This window comes from Pseudomonas sp. PSPC2-3 (assembly GCF_049898265.1).
In the GTDB taxonomy this organism is placed as follows: domain Bacteria; phylum Pseudomonadota; class Gammaproteobacteria; order Pseudomonadales; family Pseudomonadaceae; genus Aquipseudomonas; species Aquipseudomonas veronii.
The window spans coordinates 214,205-236,233 of sequence record NZ_JAFCXJ010000009.1; the positions used below are offsets into that span (position 1 = coordinate 214,205).

Sequence of the window (22,029 nt, forward strand, 5' to 3'; positions counted from 1 at the left end):
ATTTTTAATAAAACAATCAGAGATATCTCGATTTTTTTGTAGGACGCAGCCCGTGTCTATGCTTTACCTCAGGCGCGCCTTGCCAGAGCGCGTAACAGAGAGCCAGAATGCCGCCATCTGCCCCGCCTGATGTAAGGAAGCCCGATGCCTGATCCTGTTGCTGCCAGCTTGCGTCTAGCGCCCGAAGCGCTGACTCGCCCTTTCTCCGCTGAACAGTTCAGCTTCTCGACCACCAATGATTTGGAGCCCTTTCGCGGTGTGCTTGGCCAGGAACGTGCGGTTGAAGCCTTGCAGTTCGGTGTGGCCATGCCACGCCCCGGTTACAACGTGTTTGTCATGGGCGAGCCGGGCACCGGCCGCTTTTCGTTCGTCAAACGCTACCTGAAGGCCGAAGGCAAACGCCTGCAGACCCCGTCGGACTGGGTCTATGTGAATAATTTCGATGAGCCCCGCGAACCCCGCGCCTTGGAACTGCCGGCAGGCGGCGCCGCGGCGTTCATCAGCGACATCAACGGCTTGATCGACAACCTGGTGGCGACCTTCCCGGCAGTGTTCGAACACCCGACGTATCAACAACGCAAAAGCGCCATCGACCGCGCGTTCAACCAGCGTTACGACAAGGCATTGGACGTGATCGAACGCCTGGCCCTGGAAAAGGACGTGGCGCTGTACCGCGACAGTTCCAACATCGCGTTCACCCCGATGCTCGACGGCAAGGCGCTGGACGAGGCCGAGTTCTCGCAGCTGCCGGAAGTCGATCGCGAGCGCTTCCACACCGATATTTCCGAACTGGAAGAGCGCCTCAACGAAGAGCTGGCCAGCCTGCCGCAGTGGAAGCGTGAGTCGAACAACCAACTGCGTCAGTTCAACGAAGAAACCATCACCCTGGCCCTACAGCCATTGCTGTCACCGTTGTCGGAAAAGTACGCAGAAAACGCCGCCGTATGCGGTTACCTGCAAGCCATGCAGGTGTACTTGCTGAAAACCGTGGTCGAGCAATTGGTGGACGACGCCAAGACCGACGCCCAGGCCCGCAAGCTGCTCGAAGAACAGTACTGCCCGAGCCTGGTGGTCGGCCATCCGGTCAACGGCGGCGCCCCGGTGGTGTTTGAACCGCACCCGACCTACGACAACCTGTTCGGCCGGATCGAATACAGCACCGATCAGGGCGCGCTCTACACCACCTATCGTCAGTTGCGTCCGGGCGCCTTGCACCGGGCCAACGGCGGGTTCCTGATCCTCGAAGCCGAGAAGATGCTCAGCGAGCCGTTTGTGTGGGACGCCCTCAAGCGTTCCCTGCAGTCGCGCAAGCTTAAGATGGAGTCGCCGCTGGGCGAACTGGGCCGCCTGGCCACGGTGACGCTCAACCCGCAGATGATTGCGTTGCAGGTCAAGGTGATCATCATCGGCTCCCGCCAGCTGTACTACGCGTTGCAGGACGCCGATCCGGACTTCCAGGAAATGTTCCGCGTGCTGGTGGATTTCGACGAAGACATCCCGATGGTCGACGAAAGCCTCGAGCAGTTCGCGCAGTTGCTGAAAACCCGCACCTCGGAAGAGGGCATGGCGCCGCTGACCTCGGACGCGGTGGCGCGCTTGGCCACTTATAGCGCACGCCTGGCCGAACACCAGGGGCGGTTGTCGGCGCGCATTGGCGACTTGTTCCAACTGGTCAGCGAGGCGGATTTCATTCGCCACCTGGCGGGCGACGAAATGACCGACGCCGGCCACATCGAACGTGCGCTGAAGGCCAAGGCCACGCGCACCGGACGGGTGTCGGCGCGGATTCTCGACGACATGCTCGCCGGGGTGATCCTGATCGACACCGCCGGCGCGGCGGTCGGCAAGTGCAACGGGCTGACGGTGCTGGAAGTCGGCGATTCGGCGTTCGGCGTGCCGGCGCGGATTTCCGCCACGGTGTACCCGGGCGGCAGCGGCATCGTCGACATCGAGCGCGAGGTCAACCTCGGCCAGCCGATTCACTCCAAGGGCGTGATGATCCTCACCGGTTACCTGGGCAGCCGTTATGCCCAGGAATTCCCGCTGGCGATCTCGGCGAGTATCGCGCTGGAACAGTCCTACGGTTATGTGGACGGCGACAGCGCGTCCCTGGGCGAGGCCTGTACCTTGATTTCGGCCTTGTCGAAAACCCCGCTCAAACAGTGTTTTGCCATCACCGGTTCGATCAACCAGTTTGGTGAAGTGCAGGCGGTGGGCGGGGTCAACGAGAAGATCGAAGGTTTCTTCCGCCTCTGCGAAGCGCGTGGGCTGACCGGCGAACAAGGCGCGATCATTCCGCAGGCCAACGTCGCCACGCTGATGCTCGATGAGAAGGTGTTGCAGGCCGTGCGCGCCGGGCAATTCCATATCTATGCGGTGCGCCAGGCGGATGAGGCGTTGAGCCTGCTGGTCGGCGAGCCGGCCGGTGAGCCGGACGCAGAAGGGCAATTCCCCGAAGGCACGGTGAATGCGCGTGTGGTCGAGCGTTTGCGCGCGATTGCCGAGATGATCAGCGAGGAAGACTTGAAGGAAGCTGAAAAGGAACTGGCGCTGCACGCGCAGGCGGAAGCCAAACCGAGCTGATCGGTTAGCCCGCCACTAAATTGACTCCAGGTTGGGGGCCAACGCCCGTTGGTCTCTACAACCTTGGTTTATCGCGTTTTTCTTCTATTCTGAGCACTAGGGATATCCACCGGAGTCGCAGGATAGAAACAGTCTCGCCGTGCTTGAGGCTGAACGCCGATCTACCGAGGGTCGCCGCCATGCCGCGCAACCTTTGCCTGACCCGCCAGTGTCTGGGCCTGGGCACTCGCATCGAATGCTCCATTCGCCCTCTCGCGGGGGATAACGGAATGTGGACGTTGTTGTTTGCCGCTGGAATGACCGGTGAGCAGCCTTCGACCATCAAATCCCAGGGACCGTTTCCCGGGCCGTTCGTGGCCGAAACCTTCCTGCAATCAATCGTCGAAAACCTGACCCAGCAAGGCTACGAGCTGGCGCAGGAGCCGCAGATCTGGTGCCTGCATCTGCAGGCCCACCTGCGCCAGCTCAATAACGGGCAGGAATGCCTGGCCCTGTAGGCCCGGTTATTTGCTTTCGGGCTTGTCCAGCTTGACCTCGAAGCCGTATTGCACGGTGCTCAGGTTGGTACGCTGGTAGCTTTCCAGCTGGGTCGGCTGGCCGTAGAAGTAGTGCACATCAAACAACGCCGTGCCGTATTCCTCGGCGTGGTGGCTGACCCCGAGGATTTCCTTGAGGTAGTTGCCGCTGGCGTCCTTGGCATAGAAGCGCCAGCTGTCGGACGGGAACTGCGCCTGGTCGACGATCAGCGCGTTGTCCTTGAGCGACAGGCCCTTGGGCAGCTTGGTCACGTCGATCGTGGCTTGGTCGATGCTGGCCAGGAACAGCGGAATCGAGCCCACCACAAACGCCGGGTTTTCCGGGAACAGGTTGAGGTCGTAGGTGAGCGTGCCGCGTGCAGGGTTCAGCTCGAAGGCTTCGCTCGGCAACTCGATGGGCTCGCCGCGCTCGCCTTTTTCATTGGCTGTGAAAAACGTCACCGGGGCTTCGTCGCTGTTGCGTTCGGTGCCCGCCAATTCGTCGTTGAAGGTGTAGGGGTGGTCAAACACGATATGCGCGGCGCTGGCATCTTCGACGGACTGGCTGATGGTCACGCTGTTTTTCAGTTGGTCCTCGGTCATCGTCGCGGTTTTCAGCCAACTGGCGGTGCTGTCGTCGTACACCGTTACCGCCATCGGCAAGGCTTGCACGGTTTTCTGCAGGCTGTTCTTGTCGAAGCGCAATACGGGCAGGTCGAGGTCCTTGCGGGTCAGCGTGGCCTTGGAAAAGTCCAGCACGTCGACCTGCAGCGTGTCGATCAGGCCATTGAAGTAGACCTTGGCGTAATGGCTGCTTTGCTGGTGTTCGAAGGCTTTCTGCTCGTCCGTCAGTTGTTTCTCAAACGCGTCCGACCAGGCTTTCTGCTTTTGCATCTGCGCCAGTTGTTTCTCGTAGAACGCCACCTGCGCGGCATTTTCGTTGATCGAGCCCGAGCGCGTGAGGAACTGCCCGGTACTGTCGCGGGCCTGCACCAGCAACGGGTCCGGTGATTCGTCGCCGACCTCCGCCGCCAGCGGTTCGTGGTTGGTCAGTTCGATCTCGGCGTAGTTTTTTTCCAGGCTCAGCAGGTTGAGGGTGATATTGCCCTCGGTGCGCGGGTGGCCGAGGTCTTTTTTCGACAGGTCGAACGTCAGCACCTTGCCCGGCGCGACCACCTCGACCGTACCTTTGAGGCTGACGGGCTGCGGCTGGCTCTTGTTGTCGGTCTCGATGCCGTCGATGAACGGGTAGGTCACCGTCAGGTCATCGGGGTTGGTCAGGTTGGAACTGCTGGGGCTCAACTGGATGCCGGGATCGGTTTCCGACCATTCCGGCTGGAAGGGGATGACTTTGCTGTTGCTCAAGGTCACCGACTGCCATTCCAGGCCGTGGGGGAACGGGAACTGGTCGGGGGTGTTGAAGTTGAACGGGAACACCGGCTGCAGATCGGTCAGGTAGTCGGAGTGGGAGGTCTTGCGCAGCACGAACAGGCCGTTGATGTAGGTGTCGACCAGGGCCTGGGGCGTGGGGTAGTGCTTGAGCAGGGCCAGGCTGTCTTCGCCGTATTCGGCTTCGATGGGCTTGCTGGCGAGCTTGACCCGCGCCCGTTCCAGCAACAACAGCGAACCGCCGAGGTCAGCGATGGCGTCGCGCAGTTTGGGGTCCTGGATACTGTCGAGCGACTGTTCGAACTGCTTGGTTTTCTCTTCGAGGGTGGTCTGCTTTTGCTCGTCGCTGGGAGAACAGCCACCGGCCAGCAGCAATGCCGCACACAGGCCGATGCTGGCCCAAGGGGAACGCACATCCATCATCTTGAGTTTTCCTGTCCGACGTCTTTGAGCCGAGTTGATGGCCTCGACACTAGCAGAAAAACGCTCTTACAGATGCCACTCAGGTCAGTTTTCTCGCGGTCACAGGTGTTGGGTAGCGGCTGGTATACTCGCCGTCATTTCTAACCACGCTGTGTGAGATTCAATGGAACGCTTTATCGAAAATACGATGTACGCCTCGCGCTGGTTGCTGGCGCCGATCTACCTGGGGTTGTCCCTGGGCTTGTTGATCCTGGCATTGAAATTCTTCCAGGAAATCATTCACGTCGTTCCCAATATCTTCAGCATGCTCGAATCGGAAGTGATCCTGCTGCTGTTGTCGTTGATCGACATGGCACTGGTCGGCGGCCTGCTGGTGATGGTGATGATCTCCGGCTACGAGAACTTCGTCTCGCAGCTGGACATCGATGAAAACAAGGAAAAGCTCAACTGGCTGGGCACCATGGACTCTTCCTCGCTGAAGATGAAAGTGGCCGCCTCCATCGTGGCGATTTCCTCCATCCACCTGCTGCGCATCTTCATGGATGCCAAGAACGTCGATCCGCAGCATTTGATGTGGTACGTGATCATCCACATGACCTTTGTGGTCTCGGCGTTCGCCATGGGTTACCTGGACAAGCTCACCAAGCACTGATCCCCGCGCCGGCTTTACTGCCCGATGAAGTAGTAAGGCTGGCGATTGATTGCCATCTCCTTGATCACCGTGACCTTGCCGGTCAGTTGCTCCGTGTTATCCAGCAGCGCGACGTTGCCGGGGGCGGCGGCCAGGTAACTGTGCAGTTCGGGCTCGGTTTGCAGAATCGGCAAGTAGGCCTGCAGATAGAACACGCTGGCGCCATCGATGCGCTCGTTGGGCCGGAACAACGCGACCTTTTTGCCTTCGGCCTGTAGCGCCTGGATCTGGCTCATCACGGGCACGAAGGACTGTTTTTTGTCGGCTTTTGGCGCGAACCAGAAAGCAGCGCTCAGGTAGCAGGCGATGAGCACGGTGAACACGCCGCCAATCACGATTTTATGCCGCTTATACAGCGCCGGTTTGTGATCTTTCAGCCAGTGCAGCAGCACCTGCGCATATTCCGCAGCCAGTACGGCGGCGGCTGGCGTCAGCGCCATCAGGTATACGGTGCGCTTGCTGGAAGCCAGGGTCAGCAGGGTGAATTGCGCCACCAGCCAGACGCAGAAAAACAGACGGTAGCGGTTGTGCACCAGGCTTTTACGGAAGTGCCACAACCCCAGGTACACCAGGATATTCCACGGCAAAAAGGCTTCGGGCAGTTTGGCGATGTAGTAGTAGAAGGGTTCGTAGTGCCCGGCTTCGACAAACGAGCCGCTGAACCGCCCGACGCTGTTGGTCCACAGCACTTCGCCCACCGCCTGCAGCCCGCCGCGCTGGAACAGAAACCCCAGCCAGATCAGCAGTGGCACCAAGGCCAGCAGGGTAAACAGTGCCGGCCGCAGCCAGTCGCCGATGCGCAGGCGTTTGTCCATCCAACTGGTGCAGGCCAGGTACACAAAGATCACGATGCCCGGCATCGCCAGGCCCAGCACGCCTTTGCTCAGGGTGGCGATCACCATCCCGGCCGTGAACAGGGCCCACGCCCAGGCGGTTGAGCCCTGGCGCTCGGCCGCCGGCCGCATGGCCTGGTAGAACGCCAGCAGCGCGGTGGTCACACCCAGGCTGAGCAATGCATCTTCACCGACGCCGCGCACATTGCTCCAGTAACTGGCCATGGTCGCCAGGATCAGCGCCGCGCAGAACGCCAGTGTCTTTGGCCGCCCGAACGTGCGCAGCATCCCGTAAAGCAGCATCACGCTGAACAACCCGGCGAACGCCGAGGCCAGGCGCACGGCCCCGGGCGTGCCGCCAAACAGGCGGATCGCGCCGGCGTCGAGCCACAGGCTCAGGGGCGGTTTTTCCAGGAACGGCTCACGGAACAGCCGTGGCACCACCCAGTCGTTGTCCAGGTGCATGGCCATGGCGATCCCGCCGACACGGGCTTCAGTGGAGCCTTGCAGTTCATGGTTACCAAGGGCGAAGAAGAACAACAGGCCAGCAAGCAGGAGCAGCAGAGGAACGGGACGCGTCATGGGGGCTGGTTACCGGGGCAGGGGGCCGTTCGAGGGAACGGCTCGCAATCGGTGAGTATAGGGGGGCGATTCTTAATATTTCATGAATGGGTACGAGGTTTGTGCAGGGGGACCGGGGCGGTGGTTTATTTCCGCCCCGGCTTCACTGCGGATGGGGGTTATGTCGCTTTGACTTTAAACCGGCTCAACCCTTGTTGCATGGAGCTGGCCCGTTCCGACAGGTCGCGGGCAGCCACCGCGCATTGTTGGGAGTTGGCCTGATTCTGCTGGGTGACTTCGTCGATCTGCTCCAGGCCGATACTGGCTTGCTGCAAGCCGGACGCCTGTTCACTCGAGGCTTGGTAGATCAGCGACACCAGGCTGGAAACGGTGCTGGTGCCGGTGACGATGTTTCGCAACGAGTCGGCCGTGCGACCGGCGATGACCATGCCGCGCTGTGTCTTGGTCGACGAGTCGGCGATCAGCGCCGCGGTTTGCTGGGCCGCTTCGGCACTGCGGGCGGCGAGGCTCCTGACTTCATCGGCGACGACGGCAAAGCCACGGCCCAATTCGCCGGCGCGTGCCGCCTCGATCGCCGCGTTCAAGGCCAGCAGGTTGGTCTGGGCGGCGATGTTGTCGATGGTGGTGATGATCGCGGTGATGTCTTTGCCCGAGTTGTCGATTTCGGTCATGGCGGCGATCAGCTCGCTCATCAACTTGTCACTTTCCCCGGCGTCGGCGCGTGAGGCCTGGGATTGTTCGTCGGCCTTTTTCGCGTTGGCGGCGTTGTCGGTGGTCTGCGCGGCCATTTGCGTCATGACGGCACTGATCTCAGTGATGGACGACGCCGAGTTGGACGCCCCGTCGGACAACGACTGGCTCAACTCGGTGACTTGTGCGGAGCTGCCGGTGATTTGCGTGGCGCTGGCCTGCACCTGGGAAATCAAGGTGTTCAAGTTGCCGACCATTTTTTCCAGGGACTTGCCCAACGTGTCGTTGGGGGAGGACAAACGCACTTCCAGGTCCAGATCGCCTTCGGAGATACGTTCAGCCACACGGACCTGACGCTGCAGGCTTTCGGACATCTCGTTCAAGGCCAAGGACAACTGGCCGACTTCATCGTCGGATTTTTGCACCAGGCGACGCGAGAAATCCCCCAGGCTGATGTTGGCAGCCAAGGCGGCGGCTTCACGAATCGGCCCGACGATTTTTGCGGTGGCGAACCACAGCGCCAGCAATGCCAGTACCGAGATACCCAGGCCGACCGAGACCTGCCAGATACTGCTGCTGACGCCACGGGATTGCAGTTCCTTCTCCAGGGCAATCGCCTGGCTCATGACCACCGCCTTGGGCAGGTGGATCAAGATGGCCCAGGGTTTTTCGGTGCGGCCCAGGATGATCGGCATCTGTACTTCGATTTCCTGGGACTCCTGGTTGAGGCGACTGTCGCCCTGGCCTTTCTGCACATTGGCCAGCACCTTGTCCCAGGTGTCGGGTAGCAATGCCTTCAATGACTGGCCGATCAGTTCCGGCCGTTTACTGTCGGCGACCACCAAGCCCTGGTTGCTCAGGATCGACACCGAACCTTTGCCGCCGTAGAGGTCGGCGGACATTTGCTCGCTGAGTTTCTGGATAAACGAGATGTCGAAGTCTGCGCCGACCACGCCGTAAAACTTGCCATTGGCGGTGATCGGCACCGAGAGCGTGGTCAGCCACACATTTTTGCCTTGCACCACGTAGGGAAGAGGGTCGAGCACGCTTTCTTTCAGGGTGTCCCGGGGGCCGCTGTACCAGCCGCCCTTGAGCACGCCATTGGGGTGGCGGGCATCGGAGTCGTATTCGACCAGCGGTTGCACGGCGATATGGCCGTCCGAGCCGCGTGTCCAATAGGGCGTGAAGCGGCCGGTCAACGGGTTGTTACCGCCTTCGTTGTTACGAAACGCTTGGTCCTGGCCGTCCACCGCATCCGGCTCCCAGCACGAATACGTGCCGTTGAAGTCGGGGTTGTCCTTGAGCACGCTGAGCAACATTGTATTGATTTGATCGCGGCCCAGTGCCAGCGGGCTTTGCGCACTTTTACTCGCGCCCAGCGTATTGGCCAGCGTGCGTGCCGAGTCCAAGGCATTTTGCAGTTTCGCCCTGATCGCATTGGCACGGGACTCCGCCAGGTTTTGTACTTCGCGAATGGTGCCGCTTTCGATCAATGTTGAAACTTCGGTGCCCACGTAGGCTTGATTGGCGGTTGAGGAGTACAACCCATATAACACCAGGCTCGCGCAAGAGATTAACAGGCAGAGTCCGGCGGTGAAGCAAATCCGAGTCTGTAATGAGTTGAATTTCATGGTATTTCCTGCCCACGCTAGTAGTTGCCGACATAATTGGATGGCGGCATTTCAGTTTTTTTTGTTCGCAAGGCTTACTGCTTGATCATGGGCTGCTTGAGCATATAAATGCAGTACAGCTGGGGCGTCGCTTAGTTCTGCTCGGACGCCTCATCGTCGAGCCAGAGACGTTCGGTGTTTTTAAAGCCATAACGCTGTGACGGTACGCGCGCAATGATGCGATCGGTTTGTTCGGGATCACTCAGATCGATTATTTTTGGGGTGATATAAATATTTAACACCGGCACGAAGAACAACTTAATCTTTGGCGTCAATAAAGAGTCGGGGTGTTGTTCGATCACCACGCCGATACTGCCACTTTTCAACTGAACGATAGACCCCACCGGATAAATACCCACGGACTTCAAAAACGCGCGGAACACCTCGTCGTCGAAATGCCCGTCCCATGTCGACATTTGCTGGATGGCGACCGCGGGGTCCCAGCCTTGGTTGTAGGAACGATCCGAGGTGATTGCATCGTAGACATCGCAAACGGCGGCCATTCGCGCAAAAAGACTGATCTGGTCGCCGACCAACTGATGGGGGTAGCCGCTGCCGTCCACCCGTTCATGGTGATGCAGGCAGACATCCACGACCATGTCGCACATCTGCGAAGTCGCCAGCAGGGTTTTCTCACCTTCCAGCGGGTGCGTGCGTATCAGTTGCAATTCGTCACCGCTCAAGCGCCCGGGCTTGTTGAGGATCGCGCCCGGTATGGCCATTTTGCCGATGTCATGCAGCAGGCCGGCCATCCCGACCCGGCGAATCAACACGGCGGGCAGGTTCAACTGGTTGCCCAGGGCAATCATCAGTGCACACACGGCGACCGAATGCATATAGGTGTAATCGTCGAGGCTTTTCAGGCGTGCCAGGCTGATAAAGGCATTGGGATGGCGGGCGATCGACGCGGAAATGTCGTCGACCAGTACGCTGATATTCTCCAACTCCAGGGCGCGGCCCATGCGGACATGGCTGAACATCTCGACCACGGCGGTCTTGGCGCGGGCACAGATTTCCTGGGCGGCAACGAGCTCGTTGTTCATGCAGGTGGGAGTGATCGTCGCCGCTGCGGGCGCAGGGGGCGGCTCTGCTGACTGGGGCGTCTCGGGTAGCTGCGCGCCGCAGCCCATGGCGCATTGGATATCCGCCTGCGCGTCGCGTGCGCGGCCTTGCCAGAAGGGCCTGGCCTCGCCGTTGTCTGGCGCCAGATGATAGAGCTCATTACATTTCAACATGATTTGCCCTCTGTTGATTTTGTTCTTATTCGTTTCCTTGCAGCCTCCTTGGCTTGAGTGTTGTTGTCGTAGAGCGTCAGTTCGTGTTGACGGCTTTGATACGTGAGACGACGCGGCCGGCCAGGTCATCGGGGCGGAACTTGGCCAGGAAGTCGTCGGCCCCGACTTTCTTGACCATGGCCTGGTTGAAGCCCCCCGAGAGCGAGGTGTGCAGCACAATGTGCAGGTTGGCCATGCGCGGGTCGTTGCGGATCTCGGCGGTCAAGGTGTAGCCGTCCATCTCCGGCATCTCGATGTCGGAGATCATCATCAGAAACTCCTCATCCGGCTTGCGCCCTTCGTCGAGCATGGCGCGCAGATAGTCCAGCGCTTGTCGGCCATCGTTCAAGGCCACTACCTCGACGCCCACGGTTTCCAGGCAGCGGGTCACCTGTTTGCGCGCGACCATCGAGTCGTCCACGGTCAACACCCGCAGGTGTCGCGCCTGCTGGGTGACTTCGTGATCGATTACGCCGCTGGATATTTCCTCGGACGATGGCGATATTTCTGTCAGCACCTTTTCAACATCGATGATCTCGACCAGGCGGTCGTCCGTGCGGGTGACGGCCGTCAGGTAATTGTTCTCACCACTGCCCTTGGGCGGCGGATGGATGTCTTCCCAGTTCAGATTGACGATGTGTTCGACCGCGTAGACGAGGAAACCCTGAACGCGATTGTTGTACTCCGTAAGTATTATAAAAGCGCTTTCCTGATCCTCGACTCCGGGCAGTCCCGTTGCCATGGCCAGGTCAAGAATAGGGATGCAGACACCTCGGATATTGGCCACGCCACAAATATTGTTATTAGACTTTGGTATCGATGATAACTTCGGGCAGCGGATAACTTCACGAACTTTGAATACGTTGATCCCGTACAGTTGGTGATTGTTGAAGCGGAACAGCAACAGTTCGAGCCTGTTCTGCCCGACCAGTTGTGTGCGGCTGTTAACGGAGGCCAGTACACCGGTCATACACACTCCTTAAACCTGGTTGAACAGCGCTGATGTCGTAATGACATTAGCATATGTAGGGGGATGTAAAATATATGTGAAAATAAAAGAATGCCAGGCTTGGTCGTTAAAGCGATATGAAGTCAGCTGAATGTCTTTTCGCACAGTTGTTTTAAATGCTTAGTTGGCTAACTTATTGTTTGTTATTGTTGAGAATGATTTAGATCGAAGGTTTTAGATGATCTGCAACATTCGATAGTTCATATAGCCCAAGTCGGAGTCGAGGCATGACCGCCGCTGATGATCCTTGCGGGTGCCGGGCACATCGATCTCGCGCATGCGTTGCAAAGGCACGCCGATGCATAAGTCGATGGGCCGCGTGTAAACAGAAGCGGGGTGGCTGAACCGTTCATATGTCTGTTTCGGCCGAACCCTGGCGATGGTCGAGAAGCGTCTAGTCCGGGCCTGAGAACCTGCTCCATTTGTTTACCTGTACGGACAAACATCGTGGACGGGGTCGCTGATTTTGCTTAGGGTGTGGCCATTCGATATTACTGGCAAGGTGGTCTGCATGCAGCGCGAACAGTTCCTGGCGCAACCTGAAGTTGAGTCCTTCATCGCATGGCTTGCAGCGAACTTGCCGACGCTGACCTTCAAGCTGCGCTTCAAGTCGAGCAAATTCGTGCCTGGCGGTTTGACGGCTGATGTCCAGGGCATCGAGCAGGTGCTTGGGCACTATCGCTGGAAGGCAAGCTGGCAGGATGCTCACCAATGCTCGGTGGATTCACGCACCTGGGCTGAAACCCAACGCTCTCTCGGGCAACTTCGCGAATGGCTGACGAGTGCGGTCAAACAGGGGAATGACCAGCAAGCGCTTCAAGCCTGCCTGCAGATTCTTCGTTGGGGCGGTGTGCGGGGCGCCATTCCGTTTTTGCACCGGCTGGCCGCAAACGGCAAGCTGTCGAGCTATCTGCAAAAGATGGCCGGGCTGATGTCGCTCGATGGCAAAAATGACCTGGATGATCTCGATGCGATCAGCGTCGAGCGTTTCGATGCGGGCCTGACCAAGATTCATGCGTTGTTTGATTCGTCGGGCTCCCCCATCTATGACAGCCGCGTCGGCGCAGCGATAGGCATGCTGTATTCACTGTTTCGCCAGCAATGGACGGGGAGCGGCAAACCCTTGCTGGCTTTCCCGTCCGGAGCCGCTCGTGGCAGCCAGATCCGCAACCCCGGAGCATTTTTGAACGGCCTGGCCGCGCCTCAGTTCTCTTCGATCAGCTATGAGACATGGGCCCGCTGGCAAGTGCGGTTGGGCTGGATTATCCGCGCCCTGCTCGAGCGCACCGGCTGGTTCGCCGAGCAAGGCGCGCTGCCTGCGCGGTGCCATGCGTTCGAGGCCAGCCTGTTTGTGCTTGGCTATGACCTGCGGTGCTTTGGGTGGACACCTAAGTCAGCCGTGCCGGTGGTTGACCTGCCGGAACCCGAAGAACGTGACAGCACGGGCTGGGTGCCGACGGGGAACCCTTTCAGTCAGGTCATCAACGACTATCTGCTGTTCCGTCGCGAGGGTGGAAAAAGCGATAAAGCCTCGTTCGTTGACTGGTTGTCGACTCATCCGCACCACGCGCGTCCGATCTCGCGGGCTACCGCTCAGGACTACTGTTTTGCGTTTTCGATGCAGGAGTTCGACCTCTTCGACCGCTCCCTTGAAGCGCTGGAGCGGATTGTCGCCGGTGGCGAGGACGGCTTGCGTGCCGTCTTGGCGAGCGAGGCGCTGGAGCCTTTCACCTTGGGCGATGAGCGCGTCAGCGTGTGTCTGGTAGACGTCATGATCACGGGGCGGGCGTATCAGCGAGAGTCGACCGGTGACGCGCGCGTCGAGTCGATCTTGAGCGCCGGGTACGCCGGCACGAAAAACAGCGCAAACACACTGATGGCCCTGGGACGCAACGTGGGCAAGCACTTCGGTCTGTTGGACGACAAGCATTTGCCTACGCCGCTCTTCGAGCGTTTCTTCGGCGCATGTTCGCTCGAGGCGTGACGCTCACGACGTTGTGTGCGGGGCGGCCGATCACTCTGTTTGAGCGCATCGATGATCGCGCCGAGCTTGGCCTCAGCGACTGGCACCTCTGCGTGCTGTTCGATGAGGCGCCGCCTCTCGATCCGTCCGGCTTGAATCAGCGCGACCTGGCGGGTGACACGCCGCTGGACATGGCTTACCGGCTGAACCGCAGCGGCCTGATCGACACGCTGGAGTCACTCGGCGCCCAGGGCAACCCGCAGATTCGCGGCTGGGCCGGCCTGGGCAGCTTCATGCCCCACGACAAGTACATCCACCTGCCTGCGCGATACGGCAATGTCAAAACCCTGCAAGCCCGCTACCGCCTGGGTGCCAGCCTCAATGACCGCGATGGGCTGGGGAACACGCCACTGCATTGGCTGCTGCTCAATGGTCACTTGAAGGCCGCGCGGTACTTCATCGACCGCGCCATGACGTTCGGTCTTGATCTGGGCGCGAAGAATCACCAGGGCAATACGCTGCGCAATATTGCTCTGCTCAACGGCCAGCATGAACTGGCACAGCGCTTACTCGCGGCCGAGATCGACAATTGCCTGCGTGCGCTGCGCCTCTGGCAGGACATGCGCCTCAATCATGCATCAACCACGGTCTCAACTCTTTGAGATTGGTGACCACGATCTGCTGGGCCTCGGGGTTGGTCGCCTGGTTGCGCGGGTCGACCTGATAGCGGCGCAAGACGTACTTCACCAGTGCCTTGCGACTGGACACCACCAGTTGCCCGTCGGTCATGCCGAAGTCGGTTTCGATGATGGCCTGCTGCGCCGCGTTCAAGCGGCCATCGGGGGCGAAGATGATCGGCACTTCGGTATTCCAGTCTTCGTCCAGTTCCCGTGTGTTCTGCGACGCGTCGAGCAGGTCCGGCTCACCGCGCAGGCGGCTCAGCACAAAGTCGCGGTACTGCCGATTCTTCTCGCAGTAAGCGCGCACATGCCAGCGCATCCCGGTGTACACCAGGGTGTGAGGGGCAATCAGGCGGATTTCCACGTTCGGGGTATTGAGCGATACGTACTCGGTCTCCAGGCGCAGACCGTCGCGGCATGCCGCGAGCAAGGGGCGCAGGATCTCTGGCCGGATCGGCCGGTCCGGCACTTCGAGCACCTTGGTATGGGCATATGCCAGGGCCAGGCCTTCGATGTGCGGCGCCCGTTCATTGTTCTGGTAAAGCAGGTGCAGGTAGGCACTGGCGCTGTCATCGATGAACAGCGGCTTGAAGTGTTTGCTCGGTACATAGCCCTTGCGTTGCTTGTCATATGTCAAGTTTCGGGGCGCATGTTCATTAATGTAGGTATTGATGTCCTTGGAGGCTTGCTGGCGGCTGATGCCGAAGCTCTGGATCAAGTGCCCCGTGGTCAGGCGGCCTTCCCACCAGGCGACGGTCTCGATCAAACGATAGCGAAGTGCCAGGTCCCAGCGCACTTGTTCGATGGATTGCTTGCGTTTCATACCTGCTCCATGTGCGTGAATACTTTACCTGTATAAGTCTACATTCTAGACCTGTCGTAAATCACTACATATCGTGTCGCTGTCTTCGGAATATCTCGAAGGGATGGAAGGATGTGAACATGAGTATGTCGGAAGTGGTTTCGACGGGGGCATTGGCGGTGATAGGGATCATCCTGCTGGTGCTGGTACAGCATTGTTTGAAGTTGAGCGAGCTTTGGAAAATGGTTGCCCATTATCAAAAGGATCTGCGTTTGGCGCAGATCTTGGACATGGAAAACCGCGAGCTGCGGTCGGCGTTGCGCGCCGAGCGAGAACACGTCGCGCAGCTGCAGCGCACGCTGGAATTGCTGCAAGCGCTGCTCCCGGTCACAGAATAATCCGCAGTATCGCCATCCAGGAGAACCCATTCATGCCGATAAAACCCAGACCCTTCACCTTTGTGTGTGAAGACTGCAAGTGGAAGAAAACCATTGCGCCGCGCAGTGACGCGCTGATGCCCGGCGATTGGTTCGCGAGCTGTCCGAAGTGCGGCAGCACGGCCCTGACAATGCGCGCGGCCGGGTGGCTGGAGGCAGCGCTGGCAGAGTGTGTGGCGCGGCGCTAGGCGTCGACAGCTACAGGCTGAACGCGTGGATCTTGTCGACGATCTGGCGTGAAGCCGTCCTGATTGCCGTTGCGGTATTGCCCGCGATATGCGGCGTCAGTTGTGCGTTGGCAATGCCTGCCAGCGGTGAGTTGAAGCGGTCCTTTTCTTGGGCAAAGGTATCGATGGCGACTGCTTTGATATGCCCGGGAAAGCGGGTCATGAACGCTGCCAGTTGGTCCTCGTCGACGATGCCACCGCGGGCGGTATTGATCAGGATCGAGCCCGGGCGCATCTGGCTGAACGCTGTACTGCCGAACAGGCCCCGTGTGAGCGGCGTGAGTGGTGTATGGATCGAGACGACATCGGCTTCGCCGAGCAACTGCGAGAGGGTTGGTCTTCGATCAAGCCCAAGGTCCCGTGCGACCTGATCGGTAAAGCGCTCCGAACCGGTGGCGATGACCTTGATGCCGAGTGCCCGCGCCTTGCGAGCGACCTGTTGGGCAATGCCGCCAGTGCCCACCAGCCCCAGCGTCAGCTCGGAGAACTCCTGGCCGGGAGGTAGGCTGCCCTTGGACCAGTGGCCTTTATGGGTTTCGGTGTTGTAGTGGCTGAGGTCCCTGGATAAAAACACCGCTTGGGCCACCACGTATTCAGCGACGGCCGTGGCGTTGGAACCTGGTGTGTTCAGTATCGTCACGCCAGTGCGCTCGGCCTCTTGCCGGTCGATGTGGTTAAGCCCCACGCCTGCCTGGGCGATGGCGCGCAACGGTGTTGCCAAGGCAGGGGAGGCGGCGGCGCTGATCAGTTCGCCATCGAGGGGGATGTTCAGGCGCGTCTTGAACACGCTGTAGCCCCCGGCCTGGATTACCGCCGCGATGAAGGCGGACTTGTCGTGGCAATTGATCTGGGCGTATTGAATGCGCTCGCCGTAGTGGTTCCTGATGCCGTCCTGGTCGGTGAAATAATGAAGGTTCAGGGTGACGGCCAGCCCCAGTTCAAGGAATCGGTCGATTTCCTCAAATAGCAGCGGCGGGCCAGGGGCGTCCAGTATCAGGGTGGTGAATGCCATGCGCGTGATCCTCTTGAAAGAGTGCCTGAGTCCCTCGGCCACCTCGATGACGTCCTTGTTCGCACTCCACCATAGAGCGTGAAGCCGCGTTATTCACGTTCCAGGCATAACGGGAGCGTTGTCCGCGCTTCTGAGAGTGAGGCTCCTTTTGGCCGTAGCCGAAGCACTGCACTTCACACGCGTAGCAAAGACACTGTATCAGGGCGGTGTGCCACCTGGACGGTTGCGTGCGCTCAGCCGATCACCGTCTATACACCAGCGTATTGATACACCGTCGCGCTCCAATATTGGCTGCCATTGTGCTGTTGGCGGGTCCAACCGTCTGCGAGCAGGTGTTTGGCGATCATTTGATTCATCACGCCATGACCGAGCAGCAGAACCGGCCCTTCACCGGCGAGGGACTGCAGTCGTTGAGCGGCCGTGTTGGCGCGCAACCTTGCGGCGCCAGCGGATTCGATATTGCGTGAGTAACCGCACAGCCATAAGACCCGGAAGATAAATGCCCAGATAAACGGCGATAGCCGGGGCAATCGCCAACGGCCATAAGGCAGTTGCGCTTCGCAGAAAAGCGCGTCGACGACAGCAGGCTTCAGCCCGAGCACCTCGACCGAGGTCAGCGCACGAGGCGCGCTGCTTGAAACAACCAGGGTGGCGGCTGCGGCGAGTTGCTGGCTGGCGTCCGGAGCCGGATGGCGGATGATTTCGGATCGGTTGTATTGCTCGATCCAGTCTTTCATCTCGAACATTGAGATTCTTTCGCGCGCGGCCATCTTGGGCTGGCCGTGACGCATCAGGATGATGGTTTTGCTCATCGTGTGTTTTCGTCCTTGTTTGGCTTAACCACGCCATGTTTCCGATACCACGCCACAGTGTCAGAAACGGTCTGCTCCAGCACTCGAAAACTCAGGCCAAGCTCCTGTTCGCTCTTGTGGTGGTTAAAACAGGTACGGTGCTCCTCTCGTATCAATAGGCGCAACGTCGCCATGCTCAGCAAAATAGGCTTGCCGGTAACGCGCGCGTAAACCTCCTGCACCGCCGCCAACAGGTACAGCGCGGGTACTGGCAGTTGCCGAACAGGGGTTTTGACGCCCGCGATACGCCCCAGCACAGGTACCAACTGGCGCATGGTCAAGTTGCGACCGGCCGCGAGGTAGCGCTCTCCTCGCCGCCCATGTTTGGCTGCGGCGATCTGGGCACATGCCACATCGCGGGCATCGACCACGGAGAAGGTGCCGGGGATCAGCCCGGGTAACTTGCCGTTGATCACGTCCTTGACCAATTGTCCGGAGGAGGTCGGGCCCATATCGCCCGGGCCCCACATCCAGCCGGGCAGCACCATGCAGGCATGCATTTGGGGATGGGTTTCAAGGAACGTCAAGACGACACGCTCGGCGAGGATCTTGCTGCGATAGTAGTCATCCGCATCGGCTTCGGCCCGCAGGCATGTCTCGTCGATAGAGGTGCCGGGGGCTCCGTCGAGCACGGCAATCGACGAGGTATGCACGAAGCGGCGGACCCCCGCGCGATAGGCCTGGTGAAGCAGGGCTTGCGTACCGGCGACATTGATCTTTTCGAGCGCTTCCCAGTGGCTGCCGCCCTTGTAGTTATCGCGAAAGAACGCTGCGGTATGAAACACCGTATCGCAGCCTTGCAACGATGTTGCGAACGCGTCGGTGTCGGCCATATCGCCAACGACCAGTTCCACGCTCGGCAGGTCGTTGAACTGCTGCTCACCCTTGGCCCGTGAGCGGACCAGGGCTTTGACGGCGTAGCCGTGTGCGACCAGTTCCCGCACCAGGTTGTTGCCCAGCAAGCCGGTTGCGCCAGTGACGAATGCGTTGCGCATGGGGTCCATAGTCATACATTTCATTCCAGTCGTTTCGAAGGCCGGTAGATATACCGTTGAGGCTGCGCCTGAAAAACAGCGACTACTGCATAATGGCTTTGCATATATGCAAACCCTGGAGGATGGGAGGTATGGCGTTGCAGGCAAATTGGGACGATCTTCGTCTGCTGTTGGCGGTCTCGCGGCGTGGCAGTTTTCTTCAAGCTGGCCAGTTGCTGGGGATCGCGGCGTCTACCGTGTCCCGTCGCCTGACCCAGCTGGAAGCGGCCCTGGGTGAGCCGCTCGTTGAGCGCGGCGTTGAAGGCTGCTGGTTGACCTCGCGGGGCCAAGCCCTGGTGGACGTCGCGGTGGCAGCAGAGGCGGGCTTGAGGCGTCAGACGGCGGCGGAGTTGTCCGGGGAACACGCAGCGCTATGTGGCAGCGTGCTGGTCAGTGCCGGCGAGGGGTTTTCTTCTTGTGTGCTGGACGCCGCGAGCCGGTTTACGGCCCTGCATCCGCGCTGTTCCGTGGAGTTACTGGTCGCCACCGACTTTCACAAGATCGTCCGCGGGGTGGCGGATATCGCCATACGCACAGCGCACCTGGGCGAGCCATCGTTGATTTATCGACCCATCGGCAAGCTCGCCTATGGCGTCTTCGCTGAGGCCGGGTACCTGAAGCGATCTCCCGGAGTGACCCTGGCTACGGCGGTCAACATCGCCTTGCTTCCTCCGCTGGATATGTTGCCTCAAATGCGTGCCGCAAAGGCTGCGGGCCTGGACCGTGCGCAAATCAGCGTGAACTCGTTCGCCGTCCAACTGGAGTCGGTGCGGCAAGGCATGGGCGTGGCTGTACTGCCGCGTATTCTGGCGAAGGGCCTGACGGAGTTGTTCCCGGAGCTGGAACTTCCAGAGATGGAGGTCTATCTGGTAACCCGGCCTCAGGCGTTGAAACAGGCGCACATCAGATGTTTCTTCGACATTCTGGAGCAGGTATTGCTCGAAGTCCTCTGCGTCGGCACGCATCAAAGGGCGAGCTGACAACGTCGCAGTGCGGATCGCGAAGAGGCACCGCTGATGGTTCTCGTCCGTTTCAGTCGATGAGTTGTCTTGACGGAACATTTCGCTCATCCAGGCGGTTACGTAACCTGATCCCAGGTAAATGCCGTGAAGGGATCGGTTATGAAGAGTGTTACTCGCGCCTCTTTGCGAGATGAGAATGATCATGTGCAGCGCCAACGCTCGCTGAGCGTTCTGGCGGTGCTCGTCGTGTTGTTTCTCGCGGCGATGGACAGTACTGCTGTCAGCACGGTACTGGCGCAGATCAATGCGCAAATGCAGGACGCGACGCTCTATCCCTGGGTGGTCTCAGGCTTCCTGCTACCCCTGGCACTCATTGCCCCGCTGGCCGGCGCACTGGCGGATCGGTTCGGGGTTTCGTCGATGATGAAGGTCAGCCTGCTGATCTTCATCGCCGCGTCGGCGCTGGTTGCCGCTAGCCAGAGCATGGTCATGCTGATTGCCGGCAGAGCGCTGCAAGGCGTCGGGGCGGGTGGCATCATCGTTCTTTCCTACTCGATGCTGGCGTCGCTCTTCGACGGGCCCAAGCGTGCCAGCATGCAGGGCATGCTCAGCAGTGTCTGGGGGCTGGCGGCTGTGTTGGGCCCGGTTGCCGGTACGGTGCTGGGCAACACCCTGAGTTGGCGCTGGGTATTCTGGCTCAATCTGCCGCTGGGCTGTTTGGCATTGGCGGTGTTGTGTTTCACACCAGCTATCGGTCGAGGTCAATCGACCAGGACGGTAGACCCGATAGCGCAGGGCCTTTTGGCCATTGCTGCTTGTGCGGGGCTGTTCATGTTGAGCAGTCAGCGTCTGGATATGATCCCGTACCCGATAGCGACGCTGGCGTTTGTGGTGCTCATCAGTCTGGTCGCGCTGATAGCTCGCGTGCGTCAGGTACCTGCCGGTAGCCCAGTGCCGTTTGGTTTCTTTGAACGGCCTGCACTGGGAGCGGTCATGGCGTTGGTGGTGATCTCCAGTATCGGCTTGTACGCCACGGTCAGCGTGTTGCCAATTGCCCTGAGCCATTCGCCGGGCAGCGCATTGTCGACCGGCGGGCTGATCATGCTGGCCGCGTTGGGCTGGGTAGGCGGTGCCACCGTCTGTGGCAAGCGTCTGGCGAATGTCGGGTTCAAGTCCATGGCTATCGTTGGGATGGCCATGCTGATGTTCGGTTGTCTGGGGGTGGCTGCGGGGTTGCACTGCTCGCAGTGGCTGCTGATGGGCATCGGTCAGATTCTGGTCGGGCTGGGTATGGGCTTTACAGCCACAACAACCCTGGTACTCGCACAGAACAGCGCCCCGCCTGATCAGTTGGGAGCCTATACCTCCACGGTGCAGTTTCTGCGCAACCTTGGCGCGGCGTTTGGCGTCAATGCACTGGTGGCTGTTGCGTTGTACCTGCCGCCAGACCAGTCCTACCCGGACACGTTCCTGTTGCTTGGTCTTTTGATGGCACTCGGTTTACTCTTTGCCTTCAAGCTGCCTGCGCGCGGTGGACCGCAGAAAGGGTAAGCAGAGTCGCAATGAGTTTCGTCGACCTGGATCACACCGCACTGGTTGTTGAACGGCAGTTAACCAAGCTGCCCGAGGCGGAGCGTCATGCTCATCAACACCCCTTCGGGCAGTTTGTGTTAGTCAAAAACGGTGTGCTTCATGGCAACGCCATCGAGCAACGCTGGTTGCTCAAACCGGGAATGGCCGTCTGGATTCCGCCACAGACCTTGCACTCGGGCGAGGCGTATAACCCGGTAGACCTCACGGTCTTGTACCTTGACCCTGACCTGTGCAAACACATCTCCCCGAGCGTCAAGCTGATCGATGCATCCCCGCTGATCATCGCCCTGTGCGAGCGGTTGGCCGAGCAGAGCACTCGACCGCTTTGCGAACAACGGCGCGCCTGCATGTTGCAGTTGTTGTTCGAGGAGATCGAAGAGCGGGTGCCCAGCAACATGGTCCTGCCTTTGCCGAGCGACGCACGGCTCAAGCGTGTGGCCGAGCAACTGATCGCCAGGCCTGGGATGCGCAAGAGCCTGACCGAATGGGGGCACGAGGTAGGCGCTACGGAGCGGACGCTGGCGCGGCTGTTTCGCAAGGATACCGGATTGCGCTACACGGACTGGCACAACCGCCTGCTCCTCGTGGAGGCATACCGAGGCCTGGCAGGCGAACACTCCAACGAGACCCTGGCGCAGCACCTGGGATTTGCGTCGGGGGATTCCTTTGGTCATTGGTTTCGGCGCATCACCGGCAGCAGCCCAGGCAAGGTGCGTAGCTCTTTGCAGGTTGCCAGCGCGTAAGTGCGGCCGCTGGCCCCATGAGCCCGCGCCCCTGAAGGGCGCGCGCTCATTTCTCGCTTGACCGCT

At 59.9% G+C, this 22,029-nt stretch carries 19 protein-coding genes; 10 read left to right on the forward strand and 9 right to left on the reverse strand.

Going from position 1 to position 22,029, the window contains the following annotated elements; genetic code table 11:
* Nucleotides 1-144 precede the first annotated feature (144 nt).
* Together ACP7E3_RS21720 and ACP7E3_RS21725 are read left to right on the forward strand one after the other, a co-directional pair.
* Entirely contained in the window at nucleotides 145-2,583 is a 2,439-nt protein-coding gene (locus ACP7E3_RS21720; RefSeq protein WP_017847320.1) for a Lon protease family protein, read from the forward strand.
* 179 nt (nucleotides 2,584-2,762) lie between these two features.
* Nucleotides 2,763-3,080: a hypothetical protein gene (locus tag ACP7E3_RS21725; protein ID WP_017847321.1), complete on the forward strand. Its 318-nt coding sequence runs from the start codon at nucleotides 2,763-2,765 to the stop codon at nucleotides 3,078-3,080.
* A 6-nt stretch (nucleotides 3,081-3,086) separates the two neighbouring features.
* On the opposite strand, the gene ACP7E3_RS21730 is transcribed toward ACP7E3_RS21725, so the two are convergent.
* Complete coding sequence (locus ACP7E3_RS21730) at nucleotides 3,087-4,910, reverse strand: hypothetical protein (RefSeq protein ID WP_128191698.1); 1,824 nt, start codon at nucleotides 4,908-4,910, stop codon at nucleotides 3,087-3,089.
* A 163-nt stretch (nucleotides 4,911-5,073) separates the two neighbouring features.
* On the opposite strand from ACP7E3_RS21730, the gene ACP7E3_RS21735 reads away from it, so the two are divergent.
* Nucleotides 5,074-5,562, forward strand: coding sequence for a TIGR00645 family protein (locus ACP7E3_RS21735; RefSeq protein ID WP_017847323.1), 489 nt, complete (start codon nucleotides 5,074-5,076; stop codon nucleotides 5,560-5,562).
* Between the two features lie 14 nt (nucleotides 5,563-5,576).
* Here ACP7E3_RS21735 and ACP7E3_RS21740 read toward each other — a convergent pair whose 3' ends face one another.
* From ACP7E3_RS21740 to ACP7E3_RS21755, 4 genes are all read right to left on the reverse strand, one after another.
* On the reverse strand, nucleotides 5,577-7,016 hold the full coding sequence (locus ACP7E3_RS21740; protein ID WP_046381991.1) for an ArnT family glycosyltransferase: 1,440 nt from the start codon (nucleotides 7,014-7,016) through the stop codon (nucleotides 5,577-5,579).
* Between the two features lie 158 nt (nucleotides 7,017-7,174).
* Complete coding sequence (locus ACP7E3_RS21745) at nucleotides 7,175-9,337, reverse strand: methyl-accepting chemotaxis protein (protein WP_079444755.1); 2,163 nt, start codon at nucleotides 9,335-9,337, stop codon at nucleotides 7,175-7,177.
* 131 nt (nucleotides 9,338-9,468) lie between these two features.
* The gene (locus tag ACP7E3_RS21750) at nucleotides 9,469-10,740 is read right to left on the reverse strand and encodes an HD domain-containing phosphohydrolase (protein ID WP_426124313.1); all 1,272 of its coding nucleotides are present in this window, start codon (nucleotides 10,738-10,740) and stop codon (nucleotides 9,469-9,471) included.
* Nucleotides 10,688-11,620, reverse strand: a complete 933-nt coding sequence (locus ACP7E3_RS21755; RefSeq protein WP_057005104.1) for a chemotaxis protein CheV — start codon at nucleotides 11,618-11,620, stop codon at nucleotides 10,688-10,690. The genes ACP7E3_RS21750 and ACP7E3_RS21755 overlap by 53 nt, the downstream gene beginning before the upstream one ends.
* A gap of 550 nt (nucleotides 11,621-12,170) precedes the next feature.
* On the opposite strand from ACP7E3_RS21755, the gene ACP7E3_RS21760 reads away from it, so the two are divergent.
* Complete coding sequence (locus ACP7E3_RS21760; protein WP_426124315.1) at nucleotides 12,171-13,643, forward strand: hypothetical protein; 1,473 nt, start codon at nucleotides 12,171-12,173, stop codon at nucleotides 13,641-13,643.
* A complete protein-coding gene (locus ACP7E3_RS21765; protein WP_231589862.1) occupies nucleotides 13,625-14,284 on the forward strand; it encodes an ankyrin repeat domain-containing protein in 660 nt (219 codons plus the stop codon). The genes ACP7E3_RS21760 and ACP7E3_RS21765 overlap by 19 nt, the downstream gene beginning before the upstream one ends.
* Here ACP7E3_RS21765 and ACP7E3_RS21770 read toward each other — a convergent pair.
* A complete protein-coding gene (locus ACP7E3_RS21770; protein ID WP_017847330.1) occupies nucleotides 14,250-15,125 on the reverse strand; it encodes a WYL domain-containing protein in 876 nt (291 codons plus the stop codon). The two genes, ACP7E3_RS21765 and ACP7E3_RS21770, sit on opposite strands and share 35 nt — an antisense overlap.
* Before the next feature lie 119 nt (nucleotides 15,126-15,244).
* Between ACP7E3_RS21770 and ACP7E3_RS21775 the strand changes: the two genes are divergently transcribed.
* Nucleotides 15,245-15,502, forward strand: a complete 258-nt coding sequence (locus ACP7E3_RS21775; RefSeq protein WP_426124318.1) for a hypothetical protein — start codon at nucleotides 15,245-15,247, stop codon at nucleotides 15,500-15,502.
* Nucleotides 15,503-15,534: 32 nt separating this feature from the next.
* Nucleotides 15,535-15,729: a hypothetical protein gene (locus ACP7E3_RS21780; protein ID WP_426124320.1), complete on the forward strand. Its 195-nt coding sequence runs from the start codon at nucleotides 15,535-15,537 to the stop codon at nucleotides 15,727-15,729.
* Between the two features lie 10 nt (nucleotides 15,730-15,739).
* Here the strand turns inward: ACP7E3_RS21780 and ACP7E3_RS21785 are convergent, their stop codons facing one another.
* The 3 genes from ACP7E3_RS21785 to ACP7E3_RS21795 form a co-directional block, all read right to left on the reverse strand.
* Nucleotides 15,740-16,780: an NAD(P)-dependent oxidoreductase gene (locus ACP7E3_RS21785; RefSeq protein WP_057005102.1), complete on the reverse strand. Its 1,041-nt coding sequence runs from the start codon at nucleotides 16,778-16,780 to the stop codon at nucleotides 15,740-15,742.
* Nucleotides 16,781-17,028: 248 nt separating this feature from the next.
* Nucleotides 17,029-17,592 (reverse strand): histidine phosphatase family protein, encoded by a 564-nt coding sequence (locus ACP7E3_RS21790; RefSeq protein ID WP_426124322.1) that lies wholly within the window; start codon nucleotides 17,590-17,592, stop codon nucleotides 17,029-17,031.
* Complete coding sequence (locus ACP7E3_RS21795; protein WP_108525573.1) at nucleotides 17,589-18,626, reverse strand: SDR family oxidoreductase; 1,038 nt, start codon at nucleotides 18,624-18,626, stop codon at nucleotides 17,589-17,591. Before ACP7E3_RS21795 ends, ACP7E3_RS21790 begins: the two co-directional genes overlap by 4 nt.
* 131 nt (nucleotides 18,627-18,757) lie before the next feature.
* On the opposite strand from ACP7E3_RS21795, the gene ACP7E3_RS21800 reads away from it, so the two are divergent.
* The 3 genes from ACP7E3_RS21800 (at nucleotide 18,758) to ACP7E3_RS21810 (ending at nucleotide 21,963) form a co-directional block, all read left to right on the forward strand.
* The gene (locus ACP7E3_RS21800) at nucleotides 18,758-19,645 is read left to right on the forward strand and encodes a LysR family transcriptional regulator (protein ID WP_017847335.1); all 888 of its coding nucleotides are present in this window, start codon (nucleotides 18,758-18,760) and stop codon (nucleotides 19,643-19,645) included.
* A 141-nt stretch (nucleotides 19,646-19,786) separates the two neighbouring features.
* Nucleotides 19,787-21,178: an MFS transporter gene (locus ACP7E3_RS21805; protein ID WP_426124324.1), complete on the forward strand. Its 1,392-nt coding sequence runs from the start codon at nucleotides 19,787-19,789 to the stop codon at nucleotides 21,176-21,178.
* Nucleotides 21,179-21,189: 11 nt separating this feature from the next.
* Nucleotides 21,190-21,963 carry an AraC family transcriptional regulator gene (locus tag ACP7E3_RS21810; protein WP_079444749.1) on the forward strand — a complete coding sequence of 258 codons (774 nt, stop codon included), beginning with the start codon at nucleotides 21,190-21,192 and terminating at the stop codon, nucleotides 21,961-21,963.
* The last annotated feature ends 66 nt before the right edge of the window (nucleotides 21,964-22,029 follow it).